Source organism: Citrobacter sp. Cb041 (genome assembly GCF_030336655.1).
Taxonomy (GTDB): domain Bacteria; phylum Pseudomonadota; class Gammaproteobacteria; order Enterobacterales; family Enterobacteriaceae; genus Citrobacter; species Citrobacter braakii.
In genome coordinates this window covers 19105-44301 of sequence record NZ_JAOWDD010000040.1, presented here as the reverse complement: position 1 = coordinate 44301, position 25197 = coordinate 19105, and the positions used below count along the sequence as shown (strand labels likewise).

The following is a 25197-nucleotide window of genomic DNA, read 5'->3' as shown; positions in this document are numbered from 1 at the left end:
CTTTTTCTTCACCGCTGATGCCAGCTACGCGGAATGTCCATTTTTATCTATAAATTAGTATTTATTTATTAATTTGATATGAATATGATGTTCCCTCCAATAATAACAAAAGTCATATCGCCAATGACCAACGGCAGGCCGGAAAACCTTGAGGTACAGCATAGCCGACTGTTTGGCAACCCTACTACCGATACAACGGATGTTCGCGCTGCACTGCAACACGCGTTAGATCACAATACCTTTGTCCTGCTGGCCCAGCCTATCGTCAGTACTCGTGGTGATGAATCCTATCATGAGATATTGATCCGCATGCTCAATGAGCACGGGGAGTTTATTTCCCCTGACTATTTTCTGTCGGTTGCACGCGACACAGGGTTAGCACCCGATATCGATCTTTGGGTTATTGAGAACACCCTGAAGTACATGCGCTACCATCCGCTGAGTTGTTTTTCCATTAACCTTGCGCCAGTGACGCTATGTCGTTCAGGTATCGTTGCAAAGATAACTGCGTTGTTGCAGGAATATGTGGTGATACCGCAACGGATTATTTTTGAGATAACCGAGGCTGATACCCTGTCAGATAAAGAACACGCGGCAGATACACTACGCTTACTACGTCAATTGGGATGCCGGATCGCGATTGATGACTTCGGTGCCGGGTTTGCAAGCTATGAACGCCTGATGAACATTGAAGCAGATATTTTGAAGATTGATGGGTCTTTCGTTCGTGGGATTATAAAATGTGAGGTTAGTCGCTATATCATCGAATCTTTCTGCCGGGTTGCGGCAATGAAAGGTATGCAGGTTGTCGCCGAGTTTGTTGAAAGTGCCGAAATCCAGATGCACCTGGAACACATGAATGTCGGGTGGTTACAGGGATACCACATTGGCAAGCCACAACCGTTGTTTACGTTAGAGTAATCTATAATCCGTTTATTTAAACGTATCATCACGATGCTGTAATCTGCCGATAATATAACCTCCTGGCGGAGGCTATATTAATATCAAGAACATTAGCTGACCAATAATTTACGGATCCTGTAGCTGAAGCTGATTCTCTAAACGCCGATCGCGCAGGGTTGCATAAATAAAGGTAATCACAAACAGCAGGGAAAATAGTACGACGATGGTGGGAGCCGGCGCGCTGTCGATGAAAAATGACAGGTACACGCCCATAAATGAGGTAATGACCGACATCGCCACCGCCAGCCATAAGGCGTGGGAAAATTTGCGCGTCATTAAAATCGCGATGGCGCCAGGTGCAATCAGTAATGAAATTGACAAAATAATCCCTACCGATTTTAGCGTGGCGACAATCGTCAGGGCGATCATGCACAACAGGCCGTAATGCAGCAGTGCGGTGTTAAGCCCACTGGCCTTTGCCTGATGTGGGTCGAACGCATGCAGTAGCAAATCTTTCCATTTAAGTCCGATGATAAGTGCGATCCCCAGAGTAATAACCGCGGTTTGCATGATATCGCTTAACGATACGCCCAGCATGTCGCCGAACAGAATATGATCGAGATGGACTTCTGACTGGATAGAGACGTACAGCACCAGACCCGCACCAAACATCCCGGAGAAAACAATACCCATGATGGTGTCGCGCTTGATGCGGCTGTTATCGTCGAGGTATCCGGTCGCCACCGCGCAGAACAGACCGGCGATAAACGCGCCAATTGCCAGCGGGATGCCCGCAATCCACGCCAGTACAATCCCTGGGAATACCGCATGACTCATGGCATCGCCCATCAGCGCCCAGCCTTTGAGTACTAAAAATACCGACAGCAGCGCGCAGGGCACAGCGACGATGGTAGAGATGACCAGCGCATTAACCATAAAGCTAAACTGAAAAGGTTCCAGCAGCGTTGTTAAGATCATACTTGCTCCTTGTTCACCAGACGGGCGCGGCGGCGATTTGCCAGCAGACCGTGTTTTGGTGCGAAGACAAATGCCAGCAGGAACAGCAGCGTTTGCAGAACGACGATAATTCCGCCGGTTGCACCGTCCAGCCAGTAGCTTAGCCAGGCGCCGAAAAAGCTGGTCAGGCTGCCGAGCGCCACGGCGATGGTGAGCAGGCGGGGAAAACGATCGGTCAGCAGCCAGGCCGTCGCACCGGGCGTAACCACCAGGCAAATCACCAGAAAGGCGCCGACGGTTTGCAGTGCGGCGATCGTGGAAACGGAGAGCAGCGTAAAAAACAACAGCTTCAGCCGACCCGGGTTCAGACCGATAGACCGCGCGTGGTTTTCATCAAAAAAGACCACCATCAGATCTTTCCACTTCAAAAACAGAATGGTCAGCGAAACCACGCCGATGATCGCCAGTTGCAGAATATCTTCCGGCGCAATCGCCAGGATGTTACCCAGAATAATGGTCTGGATGTTCACCGACATCGGATTAAGCGACACCATAAACAGCCCGATACCGAAAAAGGACGAAAAAATCAGCCCGATAATGGCATCTTCCTTCAGGCGTGAACGCTGATTGAGAAACAGCATGCTGCCCGCCGCCAGTCCACCGGAAAGAAATGCGCCCAGCGCAAAGGGAAGCCCTAACATATAGGCTCCGGCCACGCCTGGAACGATCGAGTGCGACAGCGCATCGCCAATCAGCGACCACCCTTTGAGCATCAGATAGCAGGAGAGAAATGCGCACAGGCCGCCGACCATCGCCGAAACCCACATGGCGTTGAGCATGTACTGGTAGCCAAACGGCTCCGTTAGCCAGTTCATGATTACTCCCCCTCGCTTGCCGCGCGTCGCGAAATAAACGGACGTTCATCATCGGTAATCACGTGTTGTTCACCGCCGCTTAGCGCGACGTGACGCAGAACGCCGCTGAATGCCAGTTCGAGATTCTCGTGGGTAAAGGTGGTTTCGGTTGGCCCACTTGCCAGCACCGTGCCCTTAATCATCACCGTGTAATCGCAAAATTCGGTGACGGATCCCAGATTATGGGTAGAGACCAGCATAGTCCGGCCTTCATCACGCAGTTCACGCAGCAGATCGATGATCCGGGCCTCGGTTTTCACATCCACGCCGGTGAAGGGTTCATCCAGTAAAATAACCTGCCCGTCCTGTGCGATGGCTCTTGCCAGAAAAACGCGTTTTTTCTGCCCGCCGGACAGTTCACCTATCTGGCGATGGCGATAGTCCAGCATATCTACCCGCGCCAGCGCCGCATCCACGCAGTCGTGGTCGATTTGTTTTGGTCGACGCAGCCACCCCATATGGCCAAAGCGGCCCATCATCACTACATCTTCCACCAGTACCGGAAACGACCAGTCCACCTCTTCTGACTGGGGGACATAGGCGATCAGATTTTGTTTGAGCGCCTTATTAACCGGTTGTTGCAGAATCGATATTTCCCCTTTCGCCAACCGGACAAAACCCATCAGCGCTTTAAAAAGCGTTGATTTTCCCGAACCGTTTACGCCGACCAGAGCGGCAATTGAGCCGCCCGGAACCTGAAAAGTGGCATCCCGCAGCGCGGTGTGGCCGTTGCGATACGTCACCGTAACCTGATTCACGGTAATCGCAGATTGACTCATTTTTGGCTCCTTAACCCGTCGTTGATGCCGCTGAGGATGGTTTCTGTCGTCACGCGTAGTAAATCCAGATAGGTCGGTACCGGACCATCGGCAGCGCTGAGCGAATCGACATACAGCACGCCGCCGTAATACGCGCCAGACTCGCGGGCGACCTGACGCGCAGGTTTGTCGGACACGGTGCTTTCGCTAAATACGGTAGGGATTTGATGTTTTCTGATCGCATCGATCACTTTGCGTACCTGCTTGGGCGTGCCTTGCTGATCGGCATTGATCGGCCACAGATACAGCTCTTTCAGGCCGTTATCACGCGCGAGGTAAGAGAATGCGCCTTCGCTGGTGACCAGCCAGCGTTTATCAGCAGGGAGCTTCGCCAGTTCTGCATGCAGTGGCGCCAGAGTCTGCTGGATTTTCGCTTTATAATTCTCCGCATTTTTCTGGTAGGTTGCGGCATGGTCGGGATCGTATTTCATCAGCGCATCGCGAATGTTATCCACGTAGATAAGCGCGTTCTCCGCTGACATCCAGGCATGCGGATTCGGTTTGCCGTTGTATGGCCCTTCGCTGATACCCATTGGCTGCACGCCATTTGAGACCATGACCTCCGGTACGCCGGACAAATTTTGGTAGAAGCGGGCAAACCATAGTTCGAGATTAAGGCCGTTGGAGAGAATAAGCTGTGCGCCTTGCGCCCGTTTAATATCCCCCGGTGTGGGTTGATATTCGTGAATTTCTGCCCCGGGTTTGGTGATGGAACTGACGTCCGCCGCGTCACCTGCCACGTTGCTTGCCATATCGGCAATCACCGTAAAGGTGGTTATCACTTTGAACTTTTCTTTCGCCCAGGCAGGTGACAGCGTAAGCGCCGTTAACACGCTGGCAAGGAGAAATGACTTCAGATGGGGCAGATGCGGCATAGTATCCCTCACAACAAAGTGGTTAATTTATCATCGAATATAGCCTTTGCTATGTTATATAGCACATGGCATAAACAAATGAAAATAATTCTTATTTGCGTAGGGTGCTAAGGAATGTATCACCGCCAGGTAATAGTCCTGCGCTTAGTTAAGGTGTATTATTTATGCAACTTAATTATGGAGGCATCATGTCCGGCAAACGTATTGCACGTGAGAAAATGACGATCCAGAGAATGATCTCGCTGTATGAGAGCCAGTGTCCGCAGGCTTCAGATGAACCGGGGCATTACGATGCGTTGTTTGCCTATGCGCAAAAGCGCCTGGATAAATGCGTATTTGGTGAGGAAAAACCGGCCTGCAAACAGTGTCCGGTGCACTGTTACCAGCCCGCTAAACGCGAAGAGATGAAGCAAATTATGCGTTGGGCTGGACCCAGAATGCTCTGGCGTCATCCGATCCTGACCGTGCGTCATCTGATTGAGGACAAACGTCCGGTGCCGGAGTTACCCGAGAAATACCAGCGGAAGAAGTGATTTAGCTATTCTATGCCGGGTGGCGGCTGCGCCTTATCCGGCCGACAAAGACAAACGCACCAGTGGCGTAGGCCCGATAAGCGTAACGCTATCGGGCAATAATCCGTTAAACCAGTGCGTCCTTATCAATGCCCAGGCGCTTCATGCGCGAGAGTAACGTTGTGCGTTTCAACCCCAGTCTTTGTGCCGCGCCTTTAGGACCGGCGACGACGCCATTGGTTTCTTTCAGAACGCGCATTATCAGTTGGTATTCATCTTCGCCATCCTGCGCGACTTCGGTCGCCACCGGCGGCGTAGACGGCGCCATAGCGATTACATCCGGCAGGGACAGTTGCAGCACGTTGCCCCGGGTGAGCAGAACCGCGCGTTCTACGACGTTTTCCAGTTCGCGCACGTTACCCGGCCATTCCATGCTGCTCAGCGTACGCAGGGCTTCGGCGGGAATGCTGTCGATATTGCGCCCCATCCGGCGGGCAATTTTGAAGGTGAAGGCTTTCACCAGCAGCGGAATATCTTCCGGGCGCTCGCGCAGCGGTGGCAGATGGATCGGGAAGACGTTCAGTCGATAGTAGAGATCGTTACGAAACTCGCGATCGGCGACCATCTTTTTCAGATCGCGGTTAGTGGCAGCGATCAAGCGAACGTCGGTCTGGATCAGTTTATTGCTGCCCAGACGTTCAAACTCCTGCTCCTGCAGAACGCGCAGCAGCTTGGGCTGAAGCTCCAGCGGCATGTCGCCAACTTCATCGAGAAATAACGAACTTTTGTCCGCCAGTTCAAAGCGTCCAATCCGCTGCGTGCTGGCCCCGGTAAATGCGCCACGCTCATGGCCAAACAGATCGCTTTCCAGCAATCCGGCAGGCATTGCCGCGCAGTTCATTTTCACCATCCGACGGGCGTTACGTCCGCTCAGGTTGTGAATTGCTCGTGCAATCAGCTCCTTACCCGTCCCGGTTTCACCAAGAATCAGGACAGTGCTGTCGCTTTGCGCCACCATTTCGACCTGTTTGAGTACGCTGTACATCGCTTCGCTGCGGCCAATGATTTCTCCGAACTCACTCTCCACGTTGTTGAGTTGTTCAGTCAGCGCCAGGTTTTCATCGACCAGCCGCTCCTTCAGGCGGTGGATCTCCTGGTAGGCGAGAGCGTTATCCACGGCGATCGCCACGCGTTCTGCGATTTGGCGCAGCAGTTTGAGATTGGCGGTGGTGAATACTTTCTCTTCGCATTGCGCCAGCTTAAGTACGCCGAGCATATTATTGCCGGACATCAGCGGCAGCAGGCACAGAGTCTGTAGCTGGTTGCCCCAGGTTTCGAACAACATTCTTTCGTAAGGGGCCAGGGTATCGCGTTCGCTCAGGTTAATCAGCAGCATCTCTTTACTTTTGAAGACCCGTTCAGAGAGCGTGCCGGCTTCGTCCACTTCACTTTGTTCGTGTGCCGGATGATGTTCATCCAGATAGTGAGTGGAATAAATGCTGAGCTTGTTTTTGCGATCGCTGCGTAACACGATGCTGATGGCATCAATGTCGAAGTAGTGATGGATCTCTTTGGCGACTTCGCTGACCAGCTCATCAATATCCAGGCGGGAGAGCACAGCATTGGTGATGGCGACCAGGATGCGAAAGTTATCACGCTCACGGCACAGGAGATCGTAATCGACATTGTTGCTGACCCGGCTTTGAATTTGTTCAGCAACGACACCGACTATTTGGGTGAAGGTCTGCAGCCGGTTGTACTCTTTTTCACTCCACGGTTGGTCTTCGTTACGGATAAATTCGCAACCGCCAAAGATTCGCCCATCTGCTGCCAGCGGTAGCAGGCAATAGTGACCAAATTTAGAATACAGTCCGCCAGAGGCCAGCTGTGGCCAGGTTTCGCTAAACTCGTGATAGTTGCAGTGCAGCGCATCGGGGCGAGACAAAATACGGCGTACCGGGCCATGCGCCAGCACCGTTTCGTCTTCATAATCGATGGGGTTACCATTTTCACGCGTCGCAAAATAACGCGCACGCTGCGTTTGTGCCTGCCATAAGACAATAGCCGCGCAGTCGGCCAGCGCTGAACGCTTGACCAGTTGCGAAAGCGCCTCGCTGAGAGACGGCAGGTCGGGCTGCTGTAATAATGTACGAGTAATATCGAACAGGCCTTGCTGTCCGAGGTCACTCATCGGTGTATACGACATATTGCTTTTCCAGGAAAAGCACCGCAGAACGGTGCGAAAACGGTAAATGAATTATAGGTATAAGTCGTAAATTATTGCCGGACTGGTCCCGCTACTCGAACCGTAGACCCGATCGGCAAAACGCCATCAGGTGATAATGCAAAGTTAAGGCCGGATGTCGACGCAAATGCGTCTTACCCGGCCTACAGCTTGCTGCCAACCGGCTGTTAGCATATACGAGGTAATGGTTCGGCGTGTGGTAAATCGAGAGTGCGTTTCACGCCGTAGAGTCCGGCAAGACGCACACCTTTGCGTTCTACCACTTCACCAATCATTGCGGCATCGCGTCCTAACGGATGTGCGCGCAGCGCGGCAAGCACCGTTTCAGCAGCCTGACGCTCAACGGCAATCACCAGCTTGCCTTCGTTAGCAAAGTTAAGCGCATCCAGACCCAGCAGTTCGCAAACGCCACGCACCGCGGGCTTCACGGGCAGGGCCGCTTCAGACAGCTCAATACCAAACCCGCATGAGGCGGCAAATTCATGCGTTACAGCATTTACGCCGCCACGGGTCGCGTCACGCAGCGCCTTCACGCCGGGAATATCACGCAGCGTCTGGATAAGCGGTGTCAATACCGCGCAGTCGCTGACCAGTTCGCCATCAAGACCCAGCTGTTCGCGCAGGTTAAGGATAGTTGCGCCGTGATCGCCAAGCGTACCGCTGACCAGCAGCACATCGCCTGGGCCGAGGGTCTGTGCGCCCCAGTGAATGTTGGCGGGGATCGCCCCCATTCCGGCCGTGTTGATGAACAGCTTGTCTGCAGCGCCGCGCTGCACGACTTTGGTATCGCCGGTCACGATGGCGATGCCCGCTTCACGCGCGGTCGCCGCCATACTGTTGACGACGGTTTTCAACGTCTCCATCGGCAAACCCTCTTCGAGGATAAAACCGCAGGAGAGGTAGCGAGGGATCGCGCCGCTGACCGCCACGTCGTTAGCCGTACCGCAGATGGCCAGCTTGCCGATATTGCCACCCGGGAAGAACAACGGATCGATAACATAGCTGTCGGTTGAAAACGCCAGACGATCGCCTTCTGCAACCAGTTGCGCCAGGTCCAGACGGGCCTGATCTTCTTGTTCCGCCAGCCACGGATTAGCAAAAGCCTCCATAAACAGACTGTTGATCAACTGCTGCATAGCCTGACCGCCGCTACCGTGGGCGAGTTGTACGCTGTTCATGCTTCACACTCCTGCTGACGATACTGATACCAGGCGGCACATGCGCCTTCTGAGGAGACCATCAGGGCGCCAAACGCGGTCTCCGGGTTACAGGTTTTGCCAAATAGTGGGCACTGATGCGGTTTGCATCTGCCGGTCAATACCTCGCCGCAACGCGCGCGCGGATCGTCATACACCTGCTGCGGCGCTGGCTGGAAATGCGCTTCGGCATCAAAGCGCTGATAGTCTGGCGTCAGGTGAACGCCAGAGGATTCAATGACGCCCAGACCGCGCCATTCGCTATCGCCATTGACGCAGAACACTTCGGCGATGGCCTGTTGCGCTAACAGGTTACCGGCGTCCGGCACCACGCGGCGATACTGGTTTTCAACCTGGCTATGCGCGGCAATCTTCTGTTCAATCAACATCACCACGCCCTGCAACAGATCGAGCGGTTCGAAACCGGCGACCACCAACGGACGATGGAAATCTGAAGCAATGAAATTATAGGCATCAGTGCCAATCACCATGCTGACATGGCCCGGCGCTAAGAAGGCGTCGATGCCGTTGTCCGGCTGTTCCAGCAGGCTGCGCAGCGTGGGGATAAGCGTGATGTGCTGGCAGAAAAAGTAAAAGTTCTGCACGTCACGCTGTTTTGCCTGCTGAAGGGTGATGGCGGTGGTTGGCATTGTGGTTTCAAAACCCAGGCCAAAGAACACAACCTTACGCGTTGGGTTTTCCTGCGCCAGCTTCAGCGCATCCATCGGTGAATAGACGATGCGGATATCCGCGCCGCGCGCTTTGGCTTGTAGCAAAGAACCTTGTTTACCCGGAACGCGCATCGCATCGCCAAAGGTGCAAAAAATCACTTCCGGATGGCTGGCGATTTCCACACAGCTGTCGATTCTGCCCATCGGCAGAACGCAAACCGGGCAGCCCGGGCCATGAATAAACTCGACGTTGTCAGGCAACAATTGGTCGAGACCGAACTTGAAGATAGCGTGGGTATGACCACCACATACTTCCATGATGCGCAGCGGACGTTCAGCAGTGTAGGGGAGGTGTGCGGCACGTTCACACAGGTGCTCTATCAACTGCATCACCTGTTCTGGTGCGCGGTATTCGTCAACAAAACGCATTATTTTTCCTCGCCATACAACAACGCGCCGACATCCGGCTCAACGTCAAACATGTTTTGCAGCGCGTCGAGCGTGTCGCGCGCTTCAGCTTCATTAATGATGCTCATGGCAAAGCCGACGTGGACCAGTACCCACTGGCCCAGACGGGGTTGACCGTGTTCATCGCAGCTTCCGACCAGCGTCAGGTCGACGTCGCGCTGAATACCGCAAACGTCGACTTTGGCCTGGTTGCCATCAATGGTGCGGATTTGACCCGGAACACCTATGCACATCGCTGCGTCTCCAGCCAGGAGAGCCATTGGTCCATGCCTTCGCCACTGGTGGCGGAAATCAGGATGATCTCAATTTCCGGGTTCACTTCCCGGGCGCTGGCGATGCACTTTTCTACGTCAAAATTGAGGTACGGCAGTAGGTCTACTTTGTTGAGCAGCATCAGCGACGCGGCGGCAAACATATGCGGGTATTTCAGCGGCTTGTCTTCGCCTTCGGTGACGGAAAGCACCGCCACTTTATGGCGTTCGCCGAGATCGAAGCTAGCCGGGCAAACCAGGTTCCCGACGTTTTCAATGAACAGGATGCCGTTGTCTTCAAGCGGCAAACGTGGCGCGGCGTCAGCAATCATTTGTGCGTCAAGGTGGCAACCTTTACCGGTGTTGACCTGGATGGCGGGCGTACCTGTGGCGCGAATACGGGCGGCATCGTTAACCGTCTGCTGGTCGCCTTCAATGACGGCGCAAGGCACGCTGTCTTTGAGCTTCATCAGCGTTTCGGTCAGCAGCGTGGTTTTACCGGAGCCTGGGCTTGAGACAAGGTTTAATACCAGATGTTGACGGGCAGCAAAGCGGGCGCGGTTGCGCTCGGCCAGACGGTTGTTTTTATCCAGCACGTCAATTTCCACTTCCAGCATCCGGCGCTGACTCATGCCTGGCGCGTGGGTGCCTGCTTCACCGTGACCGTAATGCAAATCGCCTTCTTCAGTCTGGCTCGGGGTGAAACTGGAGGTCTTCACCCCGGTAATATTCAGCGCCGGACGAGCTGCCGGGGCAAATGGCGCGCTGCGAAACGCCGAGTGGGGATTATGCTCATCACCCTCTATATAAAGGTTGCCTTCAGCGCAACCACATGTCGTACACATCGCTCACTCCTGATTTATTACTTGCGATACTTCAGTTGCCGGATGATGACGCTTAGGCGTCGGCATCCGACGCTGGAGTTTCATCTATTTCAATACGTCGAATCTGTAAGCCGTCATCGGCCACAATTCTCAGCATATCGCTGTTGCATTGCGGACATCTGCGCACGCGTTGCGTCAGTAAGGTGACGTATTGCTGACAAGATTCGCACCAACATTCGGCTTCTTGTTCTTCGAGGTGGAGTTTACAACCTTCTGCAAGGGTCCCGCGGCATACCAGATCAAAACAAAAGGCGAGAGCGCTGGTTTCTACGCAAGAAAATGCGCCAATTTTGAGCCAGACCCCAGTTACTCGTTGAGCACCGTATTGCGTGGCCTGTTGTTCAATCAATTCCAGTGCCCGTTGGCAGAGGGTTATTTCGTGCATACCGCCTCCTATGAAGTTGCCGTATTAAAAGCAATAAACATGCCAGCTTGAATTTTTTCTATCGTGACAATGACGACGATGACGAAATGACATGTCGTCACCGCTCTTTGATTTTTTATCTATATGAAAATTAAGGTTTTTAATTTTGGCACGAAATGTGCTTAAAGCTGTTCATCTCTGCTAAACGGGTAACCTGACATGACTATTTGGGAAATAAGCGAAAAAGCCGATTACATCGCTGAACGGCATCGTCGCCTACAGGACCAGTGGCGTATTTACTGCAACTCGCTGGTTCAGGGGATCACCCTGTCAAAAGCGCGTTTGCATCATGCAATGAGCTGCGCACCGGACAAGGATCTCTGCTTCGTCCTTTTTGAACACTTCACTATCTACGTCACGCTGGCGGACGGCTTTAACAGCCACACCATCGAGTACTACGTTGAAACGAAAGACGGTGATGATAAGCAACTGATTGCACAGGCTGAGTTGACCATCGACGGTAAAGTCGATGAGCGTATCAGCAACCGCGATCGCGAGCAGGTGCTGGAACACTATCTCGAAAAAATCGCCACCGTGTACGACAGCCTCTATACCGCGGTTGAGAACAATATGCCGGTGAATTTAAGCCAGCTGATTGAGGGACATAGCCCGGCTTAAGCCTTGGGTGTGCCCACTTTTGTCATGATGCACTTTCATACTGCATCACGACGTTTAGGGAATGGGCATGTCGAAAAATGTCGAAATGACATTTTCCAGACATGTTTTCGTCAAAAATGACTATCACCTGAGGAATGCCTGGTGAATCGTTTTGTAATTGCTGACTCCACTCTTTGCATCGGCTGCCACACCTGTGAAGCCGCCTGCTCAGAGACACATCGCCAGCATGGCCTGCAGTCAATGCCGCGCCTGAAAGTGATGTTAAATGAAAAAGAATCCGCCCCGCAGCTTTGCCACCATTGCGAAGATGCGCCTTGCGCCACCGTTTGTCCGGTTAATGCGATTAATCGCGTTGATGGTGCCGTGCAGCTGAATGAAAGCCTGTGTGTAAGCTGCAAACTGTGCGGGATCGCCTGTCCGTTTGGCGCGATTGAGTTTTCCGGTAGCCGTCCGCTGCATATCCCGGCAAACGCCAATACGCCAAAAGCGCCTCCGGCTCCGCCAGCGCCTGCCCGCGTGAGCACGTTGCTGGACTGGGTTCCGGGTATTCGTGCCATCGCGGTGAAATGCGATCTGTGCAGTTTTGACGAGCTTGGTCCGGCCTGTGTACGCATGTGCCCGACCAAAGCCCTGCACCTGGTGAGTAACGTGGATATTGCCCGCGCCAGCAAACGTAAGCGTGAGCTGACTTTCAATACCGACTTCGGCGATCTCACCTTGTTTCAGCAGGCTCAGAGTGGGGATGCAAAATGAGCGCAATTTCACTGATTAACAGCGGCGTAGCCTGGTTTACGGCGGCTGCGGTTCTGGCATTTCTGTTTTCATTTCATAAACCGCTGAGCGGCTGGATTGCCGGGGTTGGCGGTGCGGTTGGCAGCCTGTGTACAGCGGCTGCGGGTTTCACCGTACTGACTAATGCTCTGGCGGTAAGCGGTGTGATGCCATTTATTGGTCACAGTGTGCAAATTACCCCGTTGAACGCTATCTGGCTGATTACATTGGGCCTGTGCGGCCTGTTTGTCAGCCTGTACAACATTGACTGGCATCGTCATCCGCAGGTAAAAGCCAACGGGCTGCTGGTGAATCTGCTGATGGCCGCGGCGGTATGTGCGGTGGTTGCCAGCAACCTCGGAACGCTGGTGGTGATGGCGGAAATCATGGCGCTGTGTGCCGTGTTCCTCACCGGCTGCAGCAAAGAGGGCAAACTGTGGTTTGCGCTGGGCCGCGTTGGCACGCTACTGCTGGCTATTGCCTGCTACCTGGTGTGGCAACGCTACGGCACCCTGGAGCTGCGCCTGCTTGACCTGCGCGCACAGGAGCTGCCGCTCGGGTCTGATATCTGGCTGCTGGGCGTGGCGGGTTTTGGCCTGCTGGCCGGGATTATTCCGCTGCACGGATGGGTGCCACAGGCACACGCCAACGCCAGTGCACCGGCTGCGGCGCTGTTCTCTACCGTCGTCATGAAGGTGGGGCTGCTGGGTATTCTCTCCCTGTCGCTGCTGGGCGGTAACGCGCCGCTGTGGTGGGGCATTACGCTGCTGGTGCTGGGAATGATCACCGCGTTTGTCGGCGGTCTGTATGCGCTGATGGAGCACAACATTCAGCGTCTGCTGGCATACCACACGCTGGAAAACATCGGCATTATTCTGCTGGGTCTGGGCGCAGGCGTAACCGGAATTTCCCTGAATCAACCTGCGCTTATTGCGCTGGGTTTGACCGGCGGTCTGTACCACCTGGTAAACCACAGCCTGTTCAAAAGCGTTCTGTTCCTGGGCGCAGGCAGCATCTGGTTCCGTACCGGTCATCGTGATATCGAAAAACTGGGCGGTATCGGTAAACGTATGCCGGTTATCTCTCTGGCGATGCTGGTTGGCCTGATGGCGATGGCCGCACTGCCGCCGCTGAACGGTTTTGCCGGTGAGTGGGTTATCTACCAGTCCTTCTTTAAGCTTGGCAATAGCGGCGCGTTTGTCGGTCGTCTGTTAGGACCGTTGCTGGCGGTAGGACTGGCGATTACCGGCGCGCTGGCGGTGATGTGTATGGCGAAAGTCTATGGCGTTACGTTCCTAGGCGCACCGCGCACGAAGGAAGCTGAAAATGCCTGCTGCGCGCCAATCCTGATGGGCGTTAGCGTAGTCGCGTTGGCTATCTGCTGCGTGATTGGGGGCGTTGCTGCGCCGTGGCTGCTGCCGATGATCTCCGCTGCCGTTCCGCTGCCGCTGGAAACCGCGAACACCACCGTTTCTCAGCCAATGATCACGCTGCTGCTGATCGCATGTCCGCTGCTGCCGTTCATCATCATGGCGATTTTCAAAGGCAACCGTCTGCCATCGCGTTCACGCGGTGCGGCATGGGTGTGTGGTTACGATCACGAGCAGTCAATGGTCATTACCGCACACGGTTTTGCCATGCCGGTGAAAGAAGCCTTTGCACCGGTACTCAAACTGCGCAAATGGCTGAATCCGGTATCACTGGTTCCGGGCTGGCAGAATGCGGCTGCACCGGTGCTGTTCCGTCGCCTGGCGCTGATTGAGCTGGCGGTACTGGTGGTGATTGTGGTTTCACGAGGAGCCTGAGAATGAGTGTTTTATATCCGTTAATTCAGGCGCTGGTGCTGTTTGCCGTTGCGCCGCTGCTGTCCGGTATTACCCGCGTGGCACGTGCGCGTTTGCACAATCGCCGCGGTCCGGGCGTTTTGCAGGAATACCGCGACATTATCAAACTGCTGGGCCGTCAGAGCATTGCGCCTGCGGACTCCAGTTGGGTTTTCCGCCTGACGCCGTTTGTGATGGTGGGTGTGATGCTGACTATCGCCACCGCGTTGCCGGTAGTGACCGTTGGCTCACCACTGCCGCAACTGGGCGATCTGATCACCTTAATTTACCTGTTCGCCATCGCCCGCTTCTTCTTCTCTATCGCTGGCCTGGATACCGGTAGCCCGTTTACCGCTATTGGCGCCAGCCGCGAAGCGATGCTCGGCGTGCTGGTTGAACCTATCCTGCTGCTGGGTCTGTGGGTTGCGGCGCAGGTTGCTGGCTCAACGCATATCAGCAATATCGCCGATACCATTTATCACTGGCCAGCTGCACGCAGCATTCCGTTGATTCTGGCGCTGTGCGCCTGTGCTTTCGCCACCTTTATCGAAATGGGCAAACTGCCGTTCGATCTGGCAGAGGCAGAGCAGGAGCTGCAGGAAGGTCCATTGACCGAATACAGCGGCAGCGGTTTTGCGGTGCTGAAATGGGGCATTAGCCTTAAGCAACTGGTCGTTCTGCAAATGTTCGTTGGCGTGTTCCTGCCGTGGGGACAGATGGAAACCTTCACCTCGGGTGGGCTGCTGCTGGCGCTGGTGATTGCCGTCGTCAAACTGGTTCTCGGCGTGCTGGTCATCGCCCTGTTCGAAAACAGCATGGCGCGTCTGCGTTTTTGCGCCACTTCACGCGTGACCTGGGCCGGTTTTGGGTTTGCGTTTTTAGCGTTCGTCTCCTTGCTGGTGGCGTGATTTAAGAGAGTTTGAGCATGTCTGAAGAAAAATTAGGTCAACAATATCTCGCGGCGCTGCACCAGGCCTTCCCGGGCGTCGTGCTGGATGAAGCCTGGCAGACCAAAGATCAGCTGACGATCACCGTCAAGGTGAACTACCTGCCGGAAGTGGTGGAGTTCCTGTACTACAAACAGGGCGGCTGGTTGTCCGTGCTGTTTGGTAACGACGAACGTCAGCTGTGTGGTCATTATGCCGTGTACTACGTGCTGTCGATGGAGCAGGGTACCAAGTGCTGGATTACCGTGCGCGTTGAGGTCGATGCCAATAAGCTGGAGTTCCCGTCCGTCACGCCGCGCGTGCCTGCTGCGGTCTGGGGCGAGCGCGAAGTGCGCGATATGTACGGTTTGATCCCGGTTGGTTTGCCCGATGAGCGTCGTCTGGTACTGCCGGATGACTGGCCGGACGAACTCTACCCGCTGCGTAAAGACAGCATGGATTATCGCCAGCGCCCCGCGCCGACTACCGATGCTGAAACCTACGAGTTCATCAACGAACTGGGCGACAAGAAAAACAACGTGGTGCCGATTGGCCCATTGCACGTCACCTCTGATGAACCCGGTCACTTCCGTCTGTTTGTTGACGGCGAGAACATCATCGACGCCGACTACCGTCTGTTCTATGTCCACCGCGGCATGGAGAAGCTGGCGGAAACCCGCATGGGTTACAACGAAGTGACCTTCTTGTCCGACCGCGTGTGCGGCATTTGCGGCTTTGCGCACAGCACCGCCTATACCACCTCCGTCGAGAACGCGATGGGCATCGTCGTGCCGGAACGTGCGCAGATGATCCGCGCCATTCTGCTGGAAGTTGAACGCCTGCACTCGCACCTGCTGAACCTCGGCCTGGCCTGTCACTTTACCGGTTTTGACTCCGGCTTTATGCAGTTCTTCCGCGTGCGTGAAACCTCCATGAAGATGGCGGAGATCCTCACCGGGGCACGTAAAACTTACGGTCTGAACCTGATCGGCGGTATTCGTCGTGATCTGCTGAAAGAGGATATGATCCAGACCCGTCAACTGGCGCAGCAGATGCGTCGTGACGTGCAGGAACTGGTCGATATGCTGCTCAGCACGCCGAACATGGAACAGCGTACCGTAGGTATTGGTCGTCTTGATCTGGAAATTGCCCGTGATTTCAGTAACGTCGGCCCGATGGTACGCGCCAGCGGCCATGCGCGTGACACTCGCGCCGATCACCCGTTTGTGGGCTATGGTCTGCTGCCGATGGAAGTTCACAGTGAGCAGGGTTGCGACGTTATTTCTCGTCTGAAAGTCCGTATCAATGAAGTCTACACCGCACTGAATATGATCGACTTTGGTCTGGACAACCTGCCAGGCGGCCCGCTGGCTGTGGAAGGTTTTACCTACATTCCACACCGCTTTGCGCTGGGCTTTGCTGAAGCGCCGCGCGGGGATGACATCCACTGGAGTATGACTGGCGACAACCAGAAACTGTATCGCTGGCGCTGTCGCGCGGCGACTTACGCCAACTGGCCGACGCTGCGCTACATGCTGCGTGGCAACACCGTTTCCGATGCCCCGCTGATTATCGGTAGCCTCGATCCTTGCTACTCCTGTACCGACCGTATGACCGTGGTCGATGTGCGTAAGAAGAAGAGCAAAGTCGTGCCGTACAAAGAACTTGAGCGCTACAGCATCGAGCGTAAAAACTCGCCGCTGAAATAAGGAATCGCCATGTTTACCTTTATCAAAAAAGTCATCAAAACCGGGGCGCCGACATCGTCGTATCCGCTGGAGCCGATTGCGGTCGATAAAAACTTCCGTGGCAAACCGGAACACAATCCGCAGCAGTGCATTGGCTGTGCGGCCTGTGTGAATGCGTGCCCGTCGAACGCGCTGACGGTAGAAACCGATCTGGTCACCCATGAGCTGGCGTGGCAGTTCAACCTCGGCCGTTGCATCTTCTGCGCCCGCTGCGAAGAAGTCTGCCCGACGGCGGCAATCAAGCTGTCGCAGGAGTATGAACTGGCGGTGTGGAAGAAAGAGGATTTCCTGCAGCAGTCCCGCTTTGCGCTGTGTAATTGTCGCGTATGTAACCGCCCGTTTGCGGTACAAAAAGAGATCGATTACGCCATTGCGCTGCTTAAGCACAACGGTGACAGCCGTGCGGAAAACCACCGTGAAAGCTTTGAGACCTGCCCGGATTGTAAGCGCCAGAAATGCCTGGTGCCGTCTGACCGTATTGAACTGACTCGCCATATGAAAGAGGCCAGCTGATGAGCAATTTATTAGGCCCACGTGACGCCAACGGTATTCCGGTACCGATGACGGTGGATGAATCCATTGCCAGCATGAAAGCGTCGCTGCTTAAAAGCATCAAGCGTTCAGCGTACGTTTACCGTGTGGACTGCGGCGGCTGCAACGGCTGTGAAATCGAAATCTTCGCTACGCTTTCTCCGCTGTTTGATGCCGAACGTTTTGGGATCAAAGTTGTACCATCACCGCGCCATGCGGATATCCTGCTGTTTACCGGCGCGGTAACGCGTGCCATGCGCTCTCCGGCGCTGCGCGCCTGGCAGTCTGCGCCAGATCCGAAAATTTGTATCTCTTACGGTGCCTGCGGTAACAGCGGCGGTATCTTCCACGACTTATACTGCGTATGGGGCGGCACGGATAAAATCGTACCGGTGGATGTGTATATTCCTGGCTGTCCGCCAACGCCTGCGGCTACGCTGTACGGTTTTGCAATGGCGCTGGGTCTGCTGGAACAAAAAATTCACGCGCGTGCGCCAGGTGAACTGGACGAACAGCCGGCTGAAATTCTGCATCCGGACATGGTTCAGCCGCTGCGCGTGAAGGTGGATCGTGAAGCACGCCGTCTGGCGGGCTACCGCTACGGTCGCCAGATTGCTGATGACTATATGACACAGTTAGGGCAGGGCGAGCATCAGGTGGCGCGCTGGCTGGAAGCGGAAAACGATCCGCGTCTGACCGAGATCGTCACGCATCTTAATCATGTTGTCGAAGAGGCGCGTATCCGATGAGTGAAACGGTGGTGTTCAGTCAACTGAGCCGTAAGTTTATTGATGAGAACGATGCAACGCCCGTTGAGGCGCAGCAGGTTGTCTATTACAGCCTGGCGATTGGTCACCACCTTGGGATCATCGATTGCCTGGAAGCGGCGTTAACCTGTCCGTGGGATGAATATCTGGCGTGGATTGCCACGCTTGCCGAAGGCAGTGAAGCCCGCCGGAAAATGGAAGGCGTGCCGAAGTACGGCGAGATCGTCATCGACTTCAACCATGTGCAGATGCTGGCGCGCGCGTTCGATGATGCGCGTGCCGTGCAGACCCCGCAGCAGCAGGAGTGGAGCAAGCTGATGCTTAGCATGCTTCACGATATCCACCAGGAAAGCGCCATCTATCTGATGGTGAGGAGACATCGTGACTGACGTTTTATTATGTGTGGGTAACAGCATGATGGGCGATGACGGCGCGGGGCCGCTGTTGGCCGAAATGTGTGCTGCAAATCCTCAAGGTCAATGGGTTGTCATCGACGGCGGTAGCGCGCCGGAAAACGACATCGTCGCCATCCGTGAGTTGCGCCCGCAGCGTCTGTTGATTGTGGATGCCACCGACATGGGGCTAAACCCTGGTGAAATCCGCATTATCGATCCTGATGATATTGCCGAGATGTTCATGATGACCACCCACAACATGCCGCTGAACTACCTGGTCGATCAGCTGAAAGACGACGTTGGCGAGGTGATTTTCCTTGGCATTCAGCCGGATATTGTCGGTTTTTACTACCCGATGACACGGCCGATCAAAGATGCGGTAGATACCGTTTATCAGCGATTAGCCGGGTGGGAAGGACACGGTGGGTTCGCTGAATTAGAGGCACCGGAAGCCTGAGCCTGAGGGCACTGAATACCGGATGGTGTGTCGCATTACCACCATCCGGATAACGTCGACACCCTCGAAACAGACTATTCACCTGCTTGTTCAATAATTAATTTCCCCTGCGTAACCGATACTTTTACCGACGTGCCCGTTGGGAACCCCGCCTGTTCCAGCCAGTCTCCGTTCATCGTAAGTGAAGCATGGCGGCTTATACGTCGTGTAAAACCGGTTTTGCGATCTTCATGCCGTACTCTGACATAGCTGACTTTAAAATGACGTAATGGCTTGTTGATAACCGCTTCGGCATTACCATTTTTACCAGACATAAACACTCCCTTGTTACGAATAAAACGATGGAAAACTACTGAATAAAATGCCAGTAAAAAGGCGGGAGGGCAAACCCGAAACTGGAAGGCAGATCCAGAAAATAGAATGCAAATAATGAAAAAGATGAGAAGTTGATAATAGCTGGGGGGAGAATATTCTCTTCTTTTACTAATACGGGAGTTATATTATATTTCGGCGTTGTTCAGGGAGGTTATATACTCGAATTATTTAGAATTTGAATATATGGGAAATTAATATACAGGAGTTATTTATGCGTTCAGGTATTCGTTTGGTAGATTTAATTATTATTTCCTCTCTTCTTAGCGGGTGCGAGACGGCGGCTGACGCGTTCTTCTCTGCGGGAGACCGATTATTTCAACCGGGGGAGTCATCAGCTGCGTCAATGCCAACCTTGTCCGTCGATGATTTTGTCGCGCCCTATACCTTAAATCCTGTTAAAGCCAATAAGGACTATCTTGGTGAATGGGTGAAGCTGCGGGGCGTGGTCATTGATATTCGTAAGGTTAATGGTATTTCCAATGCTTATTCTTATCTTGTCAGCCTGAAAGACGAAAATAATAAAACGAACAACGTGATTCAGTTCCAGTTTGGCTCCCATAATAGTACGAATGTTGAGTCATTACAGATTGGCCGGAGCGCGGCAATTATTGGTCAGGTCCACGCGTTGGGCGAAGCGCCTTTGCCGCTGCTGCAAAATCCTAAAGTTGTACAATAAAAATGATAACAGACAGCGGGTATATATATTCTGAATAATACGTGTTGCCGGATGGCGGCGTCATCCGGCAATATTGTTATTCCAGATCGGTCCCGTTGCTCGCAATCACTTTCTTATACCACCAGAACGATTTTTTGCGTTTACGCGCTAACGTGCCGTTGCCCGCGTCATCGCGGTCCACATACACAAAACCGTAGCGTTTGCTCATCTCACCGGTTGAGGCTGAAACCAGATCGATACAGCCCCAGGTGGTGTAGCCCAGCAGCGGCACGCCATCTTCAATAGCATCTGCCATGGCGCGAATGTGCTCGCGTAAATAGCTAATGCGATAGTCGTCATTGATTTCGCCGTTAGCATCGATCTCATCTTTCGCCCCCAGCCCGTTTTCCACCAGAAACAACGGCTTCTGGTAGCGGTCATACATCATATTCATGGTGATGCGCAGACCGAGTGGGTCGATGCCCCAGCCCCATTCGCTGGCGGCAATGTACGGATTACGCAGCGACTTCACCACGTTAGCGGCGCTGGTATTGCCAGTATTCATTTCAGCGGAGGCGCAGCGCGATGCGTAATAACTAAACGAGACGAAATCGACGGTGTTTTTCAGGATATCGTCATCTCCCGCCGCTTTTTCTATCACCACGCCTTTTTCGCGAAACACACGGGCAGAGTAAGCGGGGTAAGCCCCGCGCGCCTGCACATCAATAAAGAACAGGTTTTCGCGGTCTTTTTCCAGTGCGGTCCACACATCTTCCGGTTTACAGGAATAAGGATAAAAATTACCGCCCGCCAGCATACAGCCGACCTGGTTTTGCGGATTAATTTCATGGGCAATTTTAGTTGCCAGGGCGCTGGCAATCAGTTCGTGGTGGGCGGACTGATATTTCACCTGATCCTGATTTTCACCTTCTTCAAACACCAGTCCGGCGCCAGAAAAAGGGCTGTGCAGCATAATGTTGATTTCGTTGAACGTTAGCCAGTACTTCACCAGACCGTCAAAGGCCTCGAAGCAGGTACGGGCGTAGCGGGTAAAGAACTCCACCATTTTGCGGTTACGCCAGGAGCCATACTCGCTGACCAGATGCATCGGCACATCGAAGTGACACAGCGTAACTAACGGCTCAATACCGTATTTTTTACACTCGGCAAACACGGCCCGGTAAAACGCGATACCCTCTTCATTAGGCGTCAGCTCGTCGCCGTTGGGGTAGAGACGGCTCCAGGCAATGGAAGTACGAAAAACCGTAAACCCCATTTCCGCCATCAGCGCGATATCTTCTTTATAGCGATGATAAAAGTCGATTGCCTGATGGCTGGGATAAAATTCGTCATCCCGCAGCGTAAAGCGTTTTTCCTGACCCAGTTTGACGGCCATGCGGTTTGTGCCGTGGGGGATCATATCGACGGTGGTCAGCCCTTTGCCGCCTTCCCGGTATGCCCCTTCAGACTGGTTGGCGGCCAGTGCGCCGCCCCATAAAAATCCTTGCGGAAAAACAGACATAGTTAACCTCAGTTCATACCAGTCAAATGCTGGCTCTATTGATATTGCCTGGTTGCGCGGCCTGGTTTTTTCTGGCCTGCGCGGCTGCATCTTCGACGGGAATATCTTCAAAGCCGAGAAGCAGTGTTAATACAAAGGAAAGCACGACCGCCAGCGCCATCACGCCAAACACCCAAACGATGGTCATCGGATTGGCTGGATCGAAAAACTGTACGCTGGTGAACAAGCCTGGAGCCGCCATGGAGTGGCTCGCCAGTCCGGCCATTCCGGCAACGGCACCGCAGATAAAGCCGCTGATAAGACTCGCAATCAGTGGGCGTTTCAGGCGGATCGCCACGCCATACAGCGCGGGTTCGGAAATGCCTGCCATGATGGCCGAGGCGGCTGCCGCTAACGCCGTCTGACGCAGTTCCGGGTTTTTGGTTTTCCATGCCACTGCCAGCGATGAACCGCCCAGCGACAAATTGGCGCCGATTTCCGACGGCATCACCATGCCTTCTTTTCCGGTTTCGGCAATGGTCTGAATAATGGTTGGCGTGAAGACGCGGTGCATACCGGTCATCACCAGCAACGGCCACAATGCGCCCATAATGGCCACCGACAGCCAGCCGAGATAGCCGTGAATGGTATAAACCAGCGCTGAAATTGCACTACCGATCCAGATACCGATCGGGCCAATGATGACGATGGCGAGTGGGGCGGCGATCAGCACGATTAGCATCGGTTTAAGGAAGTTTTTGGTTACCGCCGGAGTGATGCGATCGACCCAGCGTTCGATGTAGGACAGACACCAGGTCATAACCAGCGCCGGGATCACCGTGTAGGTGTATTTCACCGCCGTCACCGGGATCAGGGCAAACTCAACGTGCTCACCCTGCGCGGCCTTCGCCATCAGTTCGATGAAGCTGGGATGCACCAGTACGCCTGCGATGGCGATTGCCAGCGACATGTTGGTTTTGAATTTTATGGCTGCTGAGGCGGCGACCATCAGTGGCAGGAAGAAGAAGGCGCCGTCGCCGATTACGGTCAGAATAGTGAGCGTGGACGATCCTTTCACCAGCACGCCGGTCATTTCGAGGATCATTGCCAGCAGCTTGAGCATTGATCCGCCGATAATAGCCGGGATCAACGGGGACATTGTGCCGATCAGCGCGTCGAGGATCCCAGCGCCAATCCGCTTCAGCGTCAGCCGAGGTTTGGTTTGCGGCTCTGCAGGTTGCATATTGGCAGGTAACAGGCTGACTACCTCGCGATACGCCTGCGAAACGGTGTTGCCGATGATCACCTGGCACTGGTTATCGCTGCGCACCACGCCGAGCACGCCAGGGAGCGTCTTCAGCGTCGTGCTGTCGACCTGCGAGTCATCTTTGATAACGAAACGCAAACGGGTCATACAGTGGGTCACTGCTGTGATGTTGTCCACGCCTCCCAGAGCCGTCACAACCGAGCGCGCCAGCGCTGCATAATTTTTGGACATCGGATTTAATCCTGTTTTATCAGTAGAGTACGTTATGTTTTATCCGTTCACGTTGGTCGCTTTTCTGGGTTGATGAAACGCAGATAGGAAACCGGTTCCACAAAATCATGTTTAAATTACACGTAATGGGCAAGGTTTAATTTTGATCGTTTTTTATAATTGTGACTCCGATCACCAGATGTCAGCGTTTGCAATTGAGCAGCAAGGACAGCGGCGAAACGGTGCAGTACACTGCGTCACATTGAGAGAAAAGGGATGAGTAATATGACCACGATGCTGGAGGTGGCGAAGCGTGCCGGGGTGTCAAAAGCGACGGTTTCCCGGGTGCTTTCCGGGAATGGCTATGTCAGCCAGGAAACCAAAGACCGCGTGTTTCAGGCCATTGAAGAGAGTGGTTACCGCCCTAACTTGCTGGCACGCAGTCTGGCAGCGAAAACCACGCAGACGCTGGGTCTGGTGGTAACTAACACCCTTTATCACGGCGTCTATTTCAGCGAACTGCTGTTTCATACCGCGCGGATGGCGGAAGATAAGGGACGCCAGTTGTTGCTGGCTGACGGTAAGCACAGCGCAGAGGAAGAGCGTCAGGCGATCCAGTACCTGCTCGACCTGCGCTGTGACGCGATTATGATCTATCCGCGTTTTCTTAGCGTGGATGAGATAGACGATATCATCGACGCCCACGCCCAGCCGATTATGGTGCTTAATCGGCGGCTGCGGAAAAATACCAGCCACTGCGTGTGGTGCGATCAAAAGCAAACCAGTTTTAACGCCGTTACTCAACTCATTGCCGCCGGGCACAAAGAGATTGGTTTTATTACCGGCTCAATGGATTCGCCTACCGGCGTAGAGCGACTTTCAGGCTATAAAGACGCGCTGGCACATCATGGTATTCCGCTTAATAATGATTTGATTGTTAAAGGGAAATGGACGCCAGCCTGCGGCGCAGCGGGAGTCGATACTTTGCTTTCGCGTCAGGTCAATTTTACCGCGCTGGTGGCCAGCAATGATGATATGGCGATCGGTGCGATGAAGCAGTTGCACGCGCATGGCGTGCGCGTCCCTGCTCAGGTGTCGGTGATTGGCTTCGATGATATCGCTATCGCGCCATACACTATTCCGGCGCTTTCCAGCGTCAAAATCCCGGTAACGGAAATGATTCAGGAAACGATAGGCCGCCTGATCTTTATGCTGGATGACGGGGCGTTTACGCCGCCAAAAACCTTCACCGGTGAACTCATTCAACGCGACTCTGTTGCGCCGCTCGTTTTGCGCTGACGGCTGTCATTTGTCATCGTCACTAGTGACGATGACACGGTTTCTCTGCATTCAGCAAAATAAAAAACCTTTAATAACAGTCAATTAAATTCTGGCACGATTTATGAATGCTTCGGCAGATAATCTGTCATTGCTGGAGAAATTGATGAACCGTTTCATCATTGCAGACGCCAATAAATGCATTGGTTGCCGTACCTGTGAAGTGGCCTGCGTGGTATCCCATCAGGATAACCAGGACTGCGCATCGCTGACCCCTGAAACCTTTTTACCCCGCATTCACGTCATCAAAGGCGTTAATGTCTCCACGGCGACGCTGTGCCGCCAGTGTGAAGACGCGCCGTGCGCTAACGTCTGTCCGAACGGTGCAATCAGCCGTGATAAAGGCTTTGTCCACGTGATGCAGGAGCGCTGCATTGGGTGTAAAACCTGCGTTGTGGCTTGCCCTTATGGCGCAATGGAAGTGGTCGTGCGTCCGGTTGTTCGTAACAGCGGGGCAGGTCTGAACGTCCGGGCAGAAAAAGCCGAAGCCAATAAGTGCGACCTGTGCCACCATCGTGAGGCCGGCCCTGCCTGTATGGAAGTCTGCCCGACTCACGCGCTGATTTATGTGGATCGCAATAAGCTTGAGCAACTGAGCGCTGAAAAACGCCGTCGCGCGGCGCTGGATTCCACGGCATCTTTGCTGTTCTGATATCTGAAAATCCGCGTAAAATACGTGCCGGATAAGGCGAAGCTG

The 25197-nt window shown here is 54.0% G+C and carries 27 protein-coding genes; 14 read left to right on the top strand and 13 right to left on the bottom strand.

Annotated features, from left to right (window positions below; genetic code table 11):
- Positions 1-123: 123 nt before the first annotated feature.
- Complete coding sequence (locus OGV52_RS15690) at positions 124-921, top strand: EAL domain-containing protein (protein ID WP_287108753.1); 798 nt, start codon at positions 124-126, stop codon at positions 919-921.
- 108 nt (positions 922-1029) lie between these two features.
- Here the strand turns inward: OGV52_RS15690 and sitD are convergent, their stop codons facing one another.
- The 4 genes from sitD to OGV52_RS15670 are packed head-to-tail and all read right to left on the bottom strand — an operon-like array spanning position 1030 to position 4467.
- On the bottom strand, positions 1030-1881 hold the full coding sequence (gene sitD / locus OGV52_RS15685) for an iron/manganese ABC transporter permease subunit SitD (RefSeq protein WP_016154200.1): 852 nt from the start codon (positions 1879-1881) through the stop codon (positions 1030-1032).
- Positions 1878-2735, bottom strand: a complete 858-nt coding sequence (gene sitC, locus OGV52_RS15680; protein WP_016154199.1) for an iron/manganese ABC transporter permease subunit SitC — start codon at positions 2733-2735, stop codon at positions 1878-1880. The genes sitD and sitC overlap by 4 nt, the downstream gene beginning before the upstream one ends.
- Positions 2736-2737: 2 nt before the next feature.
- On the bottom strand, positions 2738-3553 hold the full coding sequence (gene sitB / locus OGV52_RS15675; protein WP_019077551.1) for an iron/manganese ABC transporter ATP-binding protein SitB: 816 nt from the start codon (positions 3551-3553) through the stop codon (positions 2738-2740).
- Positions 3550-4467, bottom strand: a complete 918-nt coding sequence (locus OGV52_RS15670) for a metal ABC transporter substrate-binding protein (protein ID WP_200051908.1) — start codon at positions 4465-4467, stop codon at positions 3550-3552. The genes sitB and OGV52_RS15670 overlap by 4 nt, the downstream gene beginning before the upstream one ends.
- Before the next feature lie 188 nt (positions 4468-4655).
- Here OGV52_RS15670 and OGV52_RS15665 point away from each other — a divergent pair, with 188 nt between their 5' ends.
- Positions 4656-5000 carry a nitrous oxide-stimulated promoter family protein gene (locus OGV52_RS15665; protein WP_287108881.1) on the top strand — a complete coding sequence of 115 codons (345 nt, stop codon included), beginning with the start codon at positions 4656-4658 and terminating at the stop codon, positions 4998-5000.
- 106 nt (positions 5001-5106) lie between these two features.
- On the opposite strand, the gene flhA is transcribed toward OGV52_RS15665, so the two are convergent.
- The 6 genes from flhA to hypA all read right to left on the bottom strand — a co-directional run bounded on the left by flhA (position 5107) and on the right by hypA (position 11079).
- Positions 5107-7185: a formate hydrogenlyase transcriptional activator FlhA gene (gene flhA / locus OGV52_RS15660; protein WP_137352612.1), complete on the bottom strand. Its 2079-nt coding sequence runs from the start codon at positions 7183-7185 to the stop codon at positions 5107-5109.
- Positions 7186-7391: 206 nt separating this feature from the next.
- On the bottom strand, positions 7392-8402 hold the full coding sequence (gene hypE / locus OGV52_RS15655) for a hydrogenase maturation carbamoyl dehydratase HypE (protein ID WP_016157324.1): 1011 nt from the start codon (positions 8400-8402) through the stop codon (positions 7392-7394).
- A complete protein-coding gene (hypD, locus tag OGV52_RS15650; protein ID WP_019077547.1) occupies positions 8399-9520 on the bottom strand; it encodes a hydrogenase formation protein HypD in 1122 nt (373 codons plus the stop codon). Before hypD ends, hypE begins: the two co-directional genes overlap by 4 nt.
- Complete coding sequence (gene hypC / locus OGV52_RS15645) at positions 9520-9792, bottom strand: hydrogenase 3 maturation protein HypC (protein WP_003037411.1); 273 nt, start codon at positions 9790-9792, stop codon at positions 9520-9522. Before hypC ends, hypD begins: the two co-directional genes overlap by 1 nt.
- Positions 9783-10655 (bottom strand): hydrogenase nickel incorporation protein HypB, encoded by an 873-nt coding sequence (hypB, locus tag OGV52_RS15640; protein ID WP_016154192.1) that lies wholly within the window; start codon positions 10653-10655, stop codon positions 9783-9785. Before hypB ends, hypC begins: the two co-directional genes overlap by 10 nt.
- Positions 10656-10707: 52 nt before the next feature.
- Positions 10708-11079 carry a hydrogenase maturation nickel metallochaperone HypA gene (gene hypA, locus OGV52_RS15635; RefSeq protein ID WP_019077546.1) on the bottom strand — a complete coding sequence of 124 codons (372 nt, stop codon included), beginning with the start codon at positions 11077-11079 and terminating at the stop codon, positions 10708-10710.
- 198 nt (positions 11080-11277) lie between these two features.
- Between hypA and hycA the strand changes: the two genes are divergently transcribed.
- The 9 genes from hycA (at position 11278) to hycI (ending at position 19154) form a co-directional block, all read left to right on the top strand.
- Positions 11278-11736, top strand: a complete 459-nt coding sequence (gene hycA, locus OGV52_RS15630) for a formate hydrogenlyase regulator HycA (RefSeq protein ID WP_016154190.1) — start codon at positions 11278-11280, stop codon at positions 11734-11736.
- Between the two features lie 141 nt (positions 11737-11877).
- Positions 11878-12489 carry a formate hydrogenlyase subunit HycB gene (gene hycB, locus OGV52_RS15625; RefSeq protein ID WP_016154189.1) on the top strand — a complete coding sequence of 204 codons (612 nt, stop codon included), beginning with the start codon at positions 11878-11880 and terminating at the stop codon, positions 12487-12489.
- On the top strand, positions 12486-14312 hold the full coding sequence (gene hycC, locus OGV52_RS15620) for a formate hydrogenlyase subunit 3 (protein WP_046274831.1): 1827 nt from the start codon (positions 12486-12488) through the stop codon (positions 14310-14312). The genes hycB and hycC overlap by 4 nt, the downstream gene beginning before the upstream one ends.
- A 2-nt stretch (positions 14313-14314) precedes the next feature.
- Complete coding sequence (locus OGV52_RS15615) at positions 14315-15238, top strand: respiratory chain complex I subunit 1 family protein (protein WP_046274832.1); 924 nt, start codon at positions 14315-14317, stop codon at positions 15236-15238.
- 17 nt (positions 15239-15255) lie between these two features.
- Positions 15256-16965: a formate hydrogenlyase subunit HycE gene (hycE, locus tag OGV52_RS15610; RefSeq protein WP_287108751.1), complete on the top strand. Its 1710-nt coding sequence runs from the start codon at positions 15256-15258 to the stop codon at positions 16963-16965.
- A gap of 9 nt (positions 16966-16974) precedes the next feature.
- Positions 16975-17517 carry a formate hydrogenlyase subunit HycF gene (gene hycF / locus OGV52_RS15605; RefSeq protein WP_016154185.1) on the top strand — a complete coding sequence of 181 codons (543 nt, stop codon included), beginning with the start codon at positions 16975-16977 and terminating at the stop codon, positions 17515-17517.
- On the top strand, positions 17517-18284 hold the full coding sequence (hycG, locus tag OGV52_RS15600; protein WP_003037388.1) for a formate hydrogenlyase subunit HycG: 768 nt from the start codon (positions 17517-17519) through the stop codon (positions 18282-18284). Before hycF ends, hycG begins: the two co-directional genes overlap by 1 nt.
- Positions 18281-18691: a formate hydrogenlyase maturation HycH family protein gene (locus OGV52_RS15595; protein ID WP_287108750.1), complete on the top strand. Its 411-nt coding sequence runs from the start codon at positions 18281-18283 to the stop codon at positions 18689-18691. Before hycG ends, OGV52_RS15595 begins: the two co-directional genes overlap by 4 nt.
- A complete protein-coding gene (gene hycI, locus OGV52_RS15590; protein ID WP_287108749.1) occupies positions 18684-19154 on the top strand; it encodes a hydrogenase maturation peptidase HycI in 471 nt (156 codons plus the stop codon). Before OGV52_RS15595 ends, hycI begins: the two co-directional genes overlap by 8 nt.
- A gap of 74 nt (positions 19155-19228) precedes the next feature.
- Here hycI and OGV52_RS15585 read toward each other — a convergent pair whose 3' ends face one another.
- The gene (locus OGV52_RS15585; protein WP_016154182.1) at positions 19229-19468 is read right to left on the bottom strand and encodes a SymE family type I addiction module toxin; all 240 of its coding nucleotides are present in this window, start codon (positions 19466-19468) and stop codon (positions 19229-19231) included.
- Positions 19469-19740: 272 nt separating this feature from the next.
- On the opposite strand from OGV52_RS15585, the gene OGV52_RS15580 reads away from it, so the two are divergent.
- The gene (locus OGV52_RS15580; RefSeq protein WP_287108748.1) at positions 19741-20205 is read left to right on the top strand and encodes an OB-fold putative lipoprotein; all 465 of its coding nucleotides are present in this window, start codon (positions 19741-19743) and stop codon (positions 20203-20205) included.
- Between the two features lie 76 nt (positions 20206-20281).
- Here the strand turns inward: OGV52_RS15580 and OGV52_RS15575 are convergent, their stop codons facing one another.
- Both OGV52_RS15575 and ascF read right to left on the bottom strand, forming a co-directional pair.
- On the bottom strand, positions 20282-21706 hold the full coding sequence (locus OGV52_RS15575) for a 6-phospho-beta-glucosidase (RefSeq protein ID WP_016154180.1): 1425 nt from the start codon (positions 21704-21706) through the stop codon (positions 20282-20284).
- 22 nt (positions 21707-21728) lie between these two features.
- On the bottom strand, positions 21729-23183 hold the full coding sequence (gene ascF / locus OGV52_RS15570) for a PTS cellobiose/arbutin/salicin transporter subunit IIBC (protein WP_046274835.1): 1455 nt from the start codon (positions 23181-23183) through the stop codon (positions 21729-21731).
- A gap of 264 nt (positions 23184-23447) precedes the next feature.
- Here ascF and OGV52_RS15565 point away from each other — a divergent pair, with 264 nt between their 5' ends.
- A complete protein-coding gene (locus OGV52_RS15565) occupies positions 23448-24461 on the top strand; it encodes a LacI family DNA-binding transcriptional regulator (RefSeq protein ID WP_259688446.1) in 1014 nt (337 codons plus the stop codon).
- 145 nt (positions 24462-24606) lie between these two features.
- Positions 24607-25152: an electron transport protein HydN gene (gene hydN, locus OGV52_RS15560; protein WP_003037366.1), complete on the top strand. Its 546-nt coding sequence runs from the start codon at positions 24607-24609 to the stop codon at positions 25150-25152.
- Positions 25153-25197: the final 45 nt, after the last annotated feature.

What these genes read in the sequence shown, in the direction of transcription:
- OGV52_RS15595 (WP_287108750.1), top strand. Translation starts at nt 18,281, where the DNA reads ATGAGTGAAACGGTGGTGTTCAGTCAACTGAGCCGTAAGTTTATTGAT.
- sitB (WP_019077551.1), bottom strand. Translation starts at nt 3,553, where the DNA reads ATGAGTCAATCTGCGATTACCGTGAATCAGGTTACGGTGACGTATCGC.
- OGV52_RS15575 (WP_016154180.1), bottom strand. Translation starts at nt 21,706, where the DNA reads ATGTCTGTTTTTCCGCAAGGATTTTTATGGGGCGGCGCACTGGCCGCC.
- OGV52_RS15670 (WP_200051908.1), bottom strand. Translation starts at nt 4,467, where the DNA reads ATGCCGCATCTGCCCCATCTGAAGTCATTTCTCCTTGCCAGCGTGTTA.
- OGV52_RS15585 (WP_016154182.1), bottom strand. Translation starts at nt 19,468, where the DNA reads ATGTCTGGTAAAAATGGTAATGCCGAAGCGGTTATCAACAAGCCATTA.
- OGV52_RS15615 (WP_046274832.1), top strand. Translation starts at nt 14,315, where the DNA reads ATGAGTGTTTTATATCCGTTAATTCAGGCGCTGGTGCTGTTTGCCGTT.
- OGV52_RS15565 (WP_259688446.1), top strand. Translation starts at nt 23,448, where the DNA reads ATGACCACGATGCTGGAGGTGGCGAAGCGTGCCGGGGTGTCAAAAGCG.
- sitC (WP_016154199.1), bottom strand. Translation starts at nt 2,735, where the DNA reads ATGAACTGGCTAACGGAGCCGTTTGGCTACCAGTACATGCTCAACGCC.
- hypC (WP_003037411.1), bottom strand. Translation starts at nt 9,792, where the DNA reads ATGTGCATAGGTGTTCCGGGTCAAATCCGCACCATTGATGGCAACCAG.
- ascF (WP_046274835.1), bottom strand. Translation starts at nt 23,183, where the DNA reads ATGTCCAAAAATTATGCAGCGCTGGCGCGCTCGGTTGTGACGGCTCTG.
- flhA (WP_137352612.1), bottom strand. Translation starts at nt 7,185, where the DNA reads ATGTCGTATACACCGATGAGTGACCTCGGACAGCAAGGCCTGTTCGAT.
- hypD (WP_019077547.1), bottom strand. Translation starts at nt 9,520, where the DNA reads ATGCGTTTTGTTGACGAATACCGCGCACCAGAACAGGTGATGCAGTTG.
- OGV52_RS15690 (WP_287108753.1), top strand. Translation starts at nt 124, where the DNA reads ATGACCAACGGCAGGCCGGAAAACCTTGAGGTACAGCATAGCCGACTG.
- hycA (WP_016154190.1), top strand. Translation starts at nt 11,278, where the DNA reads ATGACTATTTGGGAAATAAGCGAAAAAGCCGATTACATCGCTGAACGG.
- OGV52_RS15580 (WP_287108748.1), top strand. Translation starts at nt 19,741, where the DNA reads ATGCGTTCAGGTATTCGTTTGGTAGATTTAATTATTATTTCCTCTCTT.
- hydN (WP_003037366.1), top strand. Translation starts at nt 24,607, where the DNA reads ATGAACCGTTTCATCATTGCAGACGCCAATAAATGCATTGGTTGCCGT.
- hycF (WP_016154185.1), top strand. Translation starts at nt 16,975, where the DNA reads ATGTTTACCTTTATCAAAAAAGTCATCAAAACCGGGGCGCCGACATCG.
- hycG (WP_003037388.1), top strand. Translation starts at nt 17,517, where the DNA reads ATGAGCAATTTATTAGGCCCACGTGACGCCAACGGTATTCCGGTACCG.
- hypE (WP_016157324.1), bottom strand. Translation starts at nt 8,402, where the DNA reads ATGAACAGCGTACAACTCGCCCACGGTAGCGGCGGTCAGGCTATGCAG.
- hypB (WP_016154192.1), bottom strand. Translation starts at nt 10,655, where the DNA reads ATGTGTACGACATGTGGTTGCGCTGAAGGCAACCTTTATATAGAGGGT.
- sitD (WP_016154200.1), bottom strand. Translation starts at nt 1,881, where the DNA reads ATGATCTTAACAACGCTGCTGGAACCTTTTCAGTTTAGCTTTATGGTT.
- OGV52_RS15665 (WP_287108881.1), top strand. Translation starts at nt 4,656, where the DNA reads ATGTCCGGCAAACGTATTGCACGTGAGAAAATGACGATCCAGAGAATG.
- hycC (WP_046274831.1), top strand. Translation starts at nt 12,486, where the DNA reads ATGAGCGCAATTTCACTGATTAACAGCGGCGTAGCCTGGTTTACGGCG.
- hycE (WP_287108751.1), top strand. Translation starts at nt 15,256, where the DNA reads ATGTCTGAAGAAAAATTAGGTCAACAATATCTCGCGGCGCTGCACCAG.
- hypA (WP_019077546.1), bottom strand. Translation starts at nt 11,079, where the DNA reads ATGCACGAAATAACCCTCTGCCAACGGGCACTGGAATTGATTGAACAA.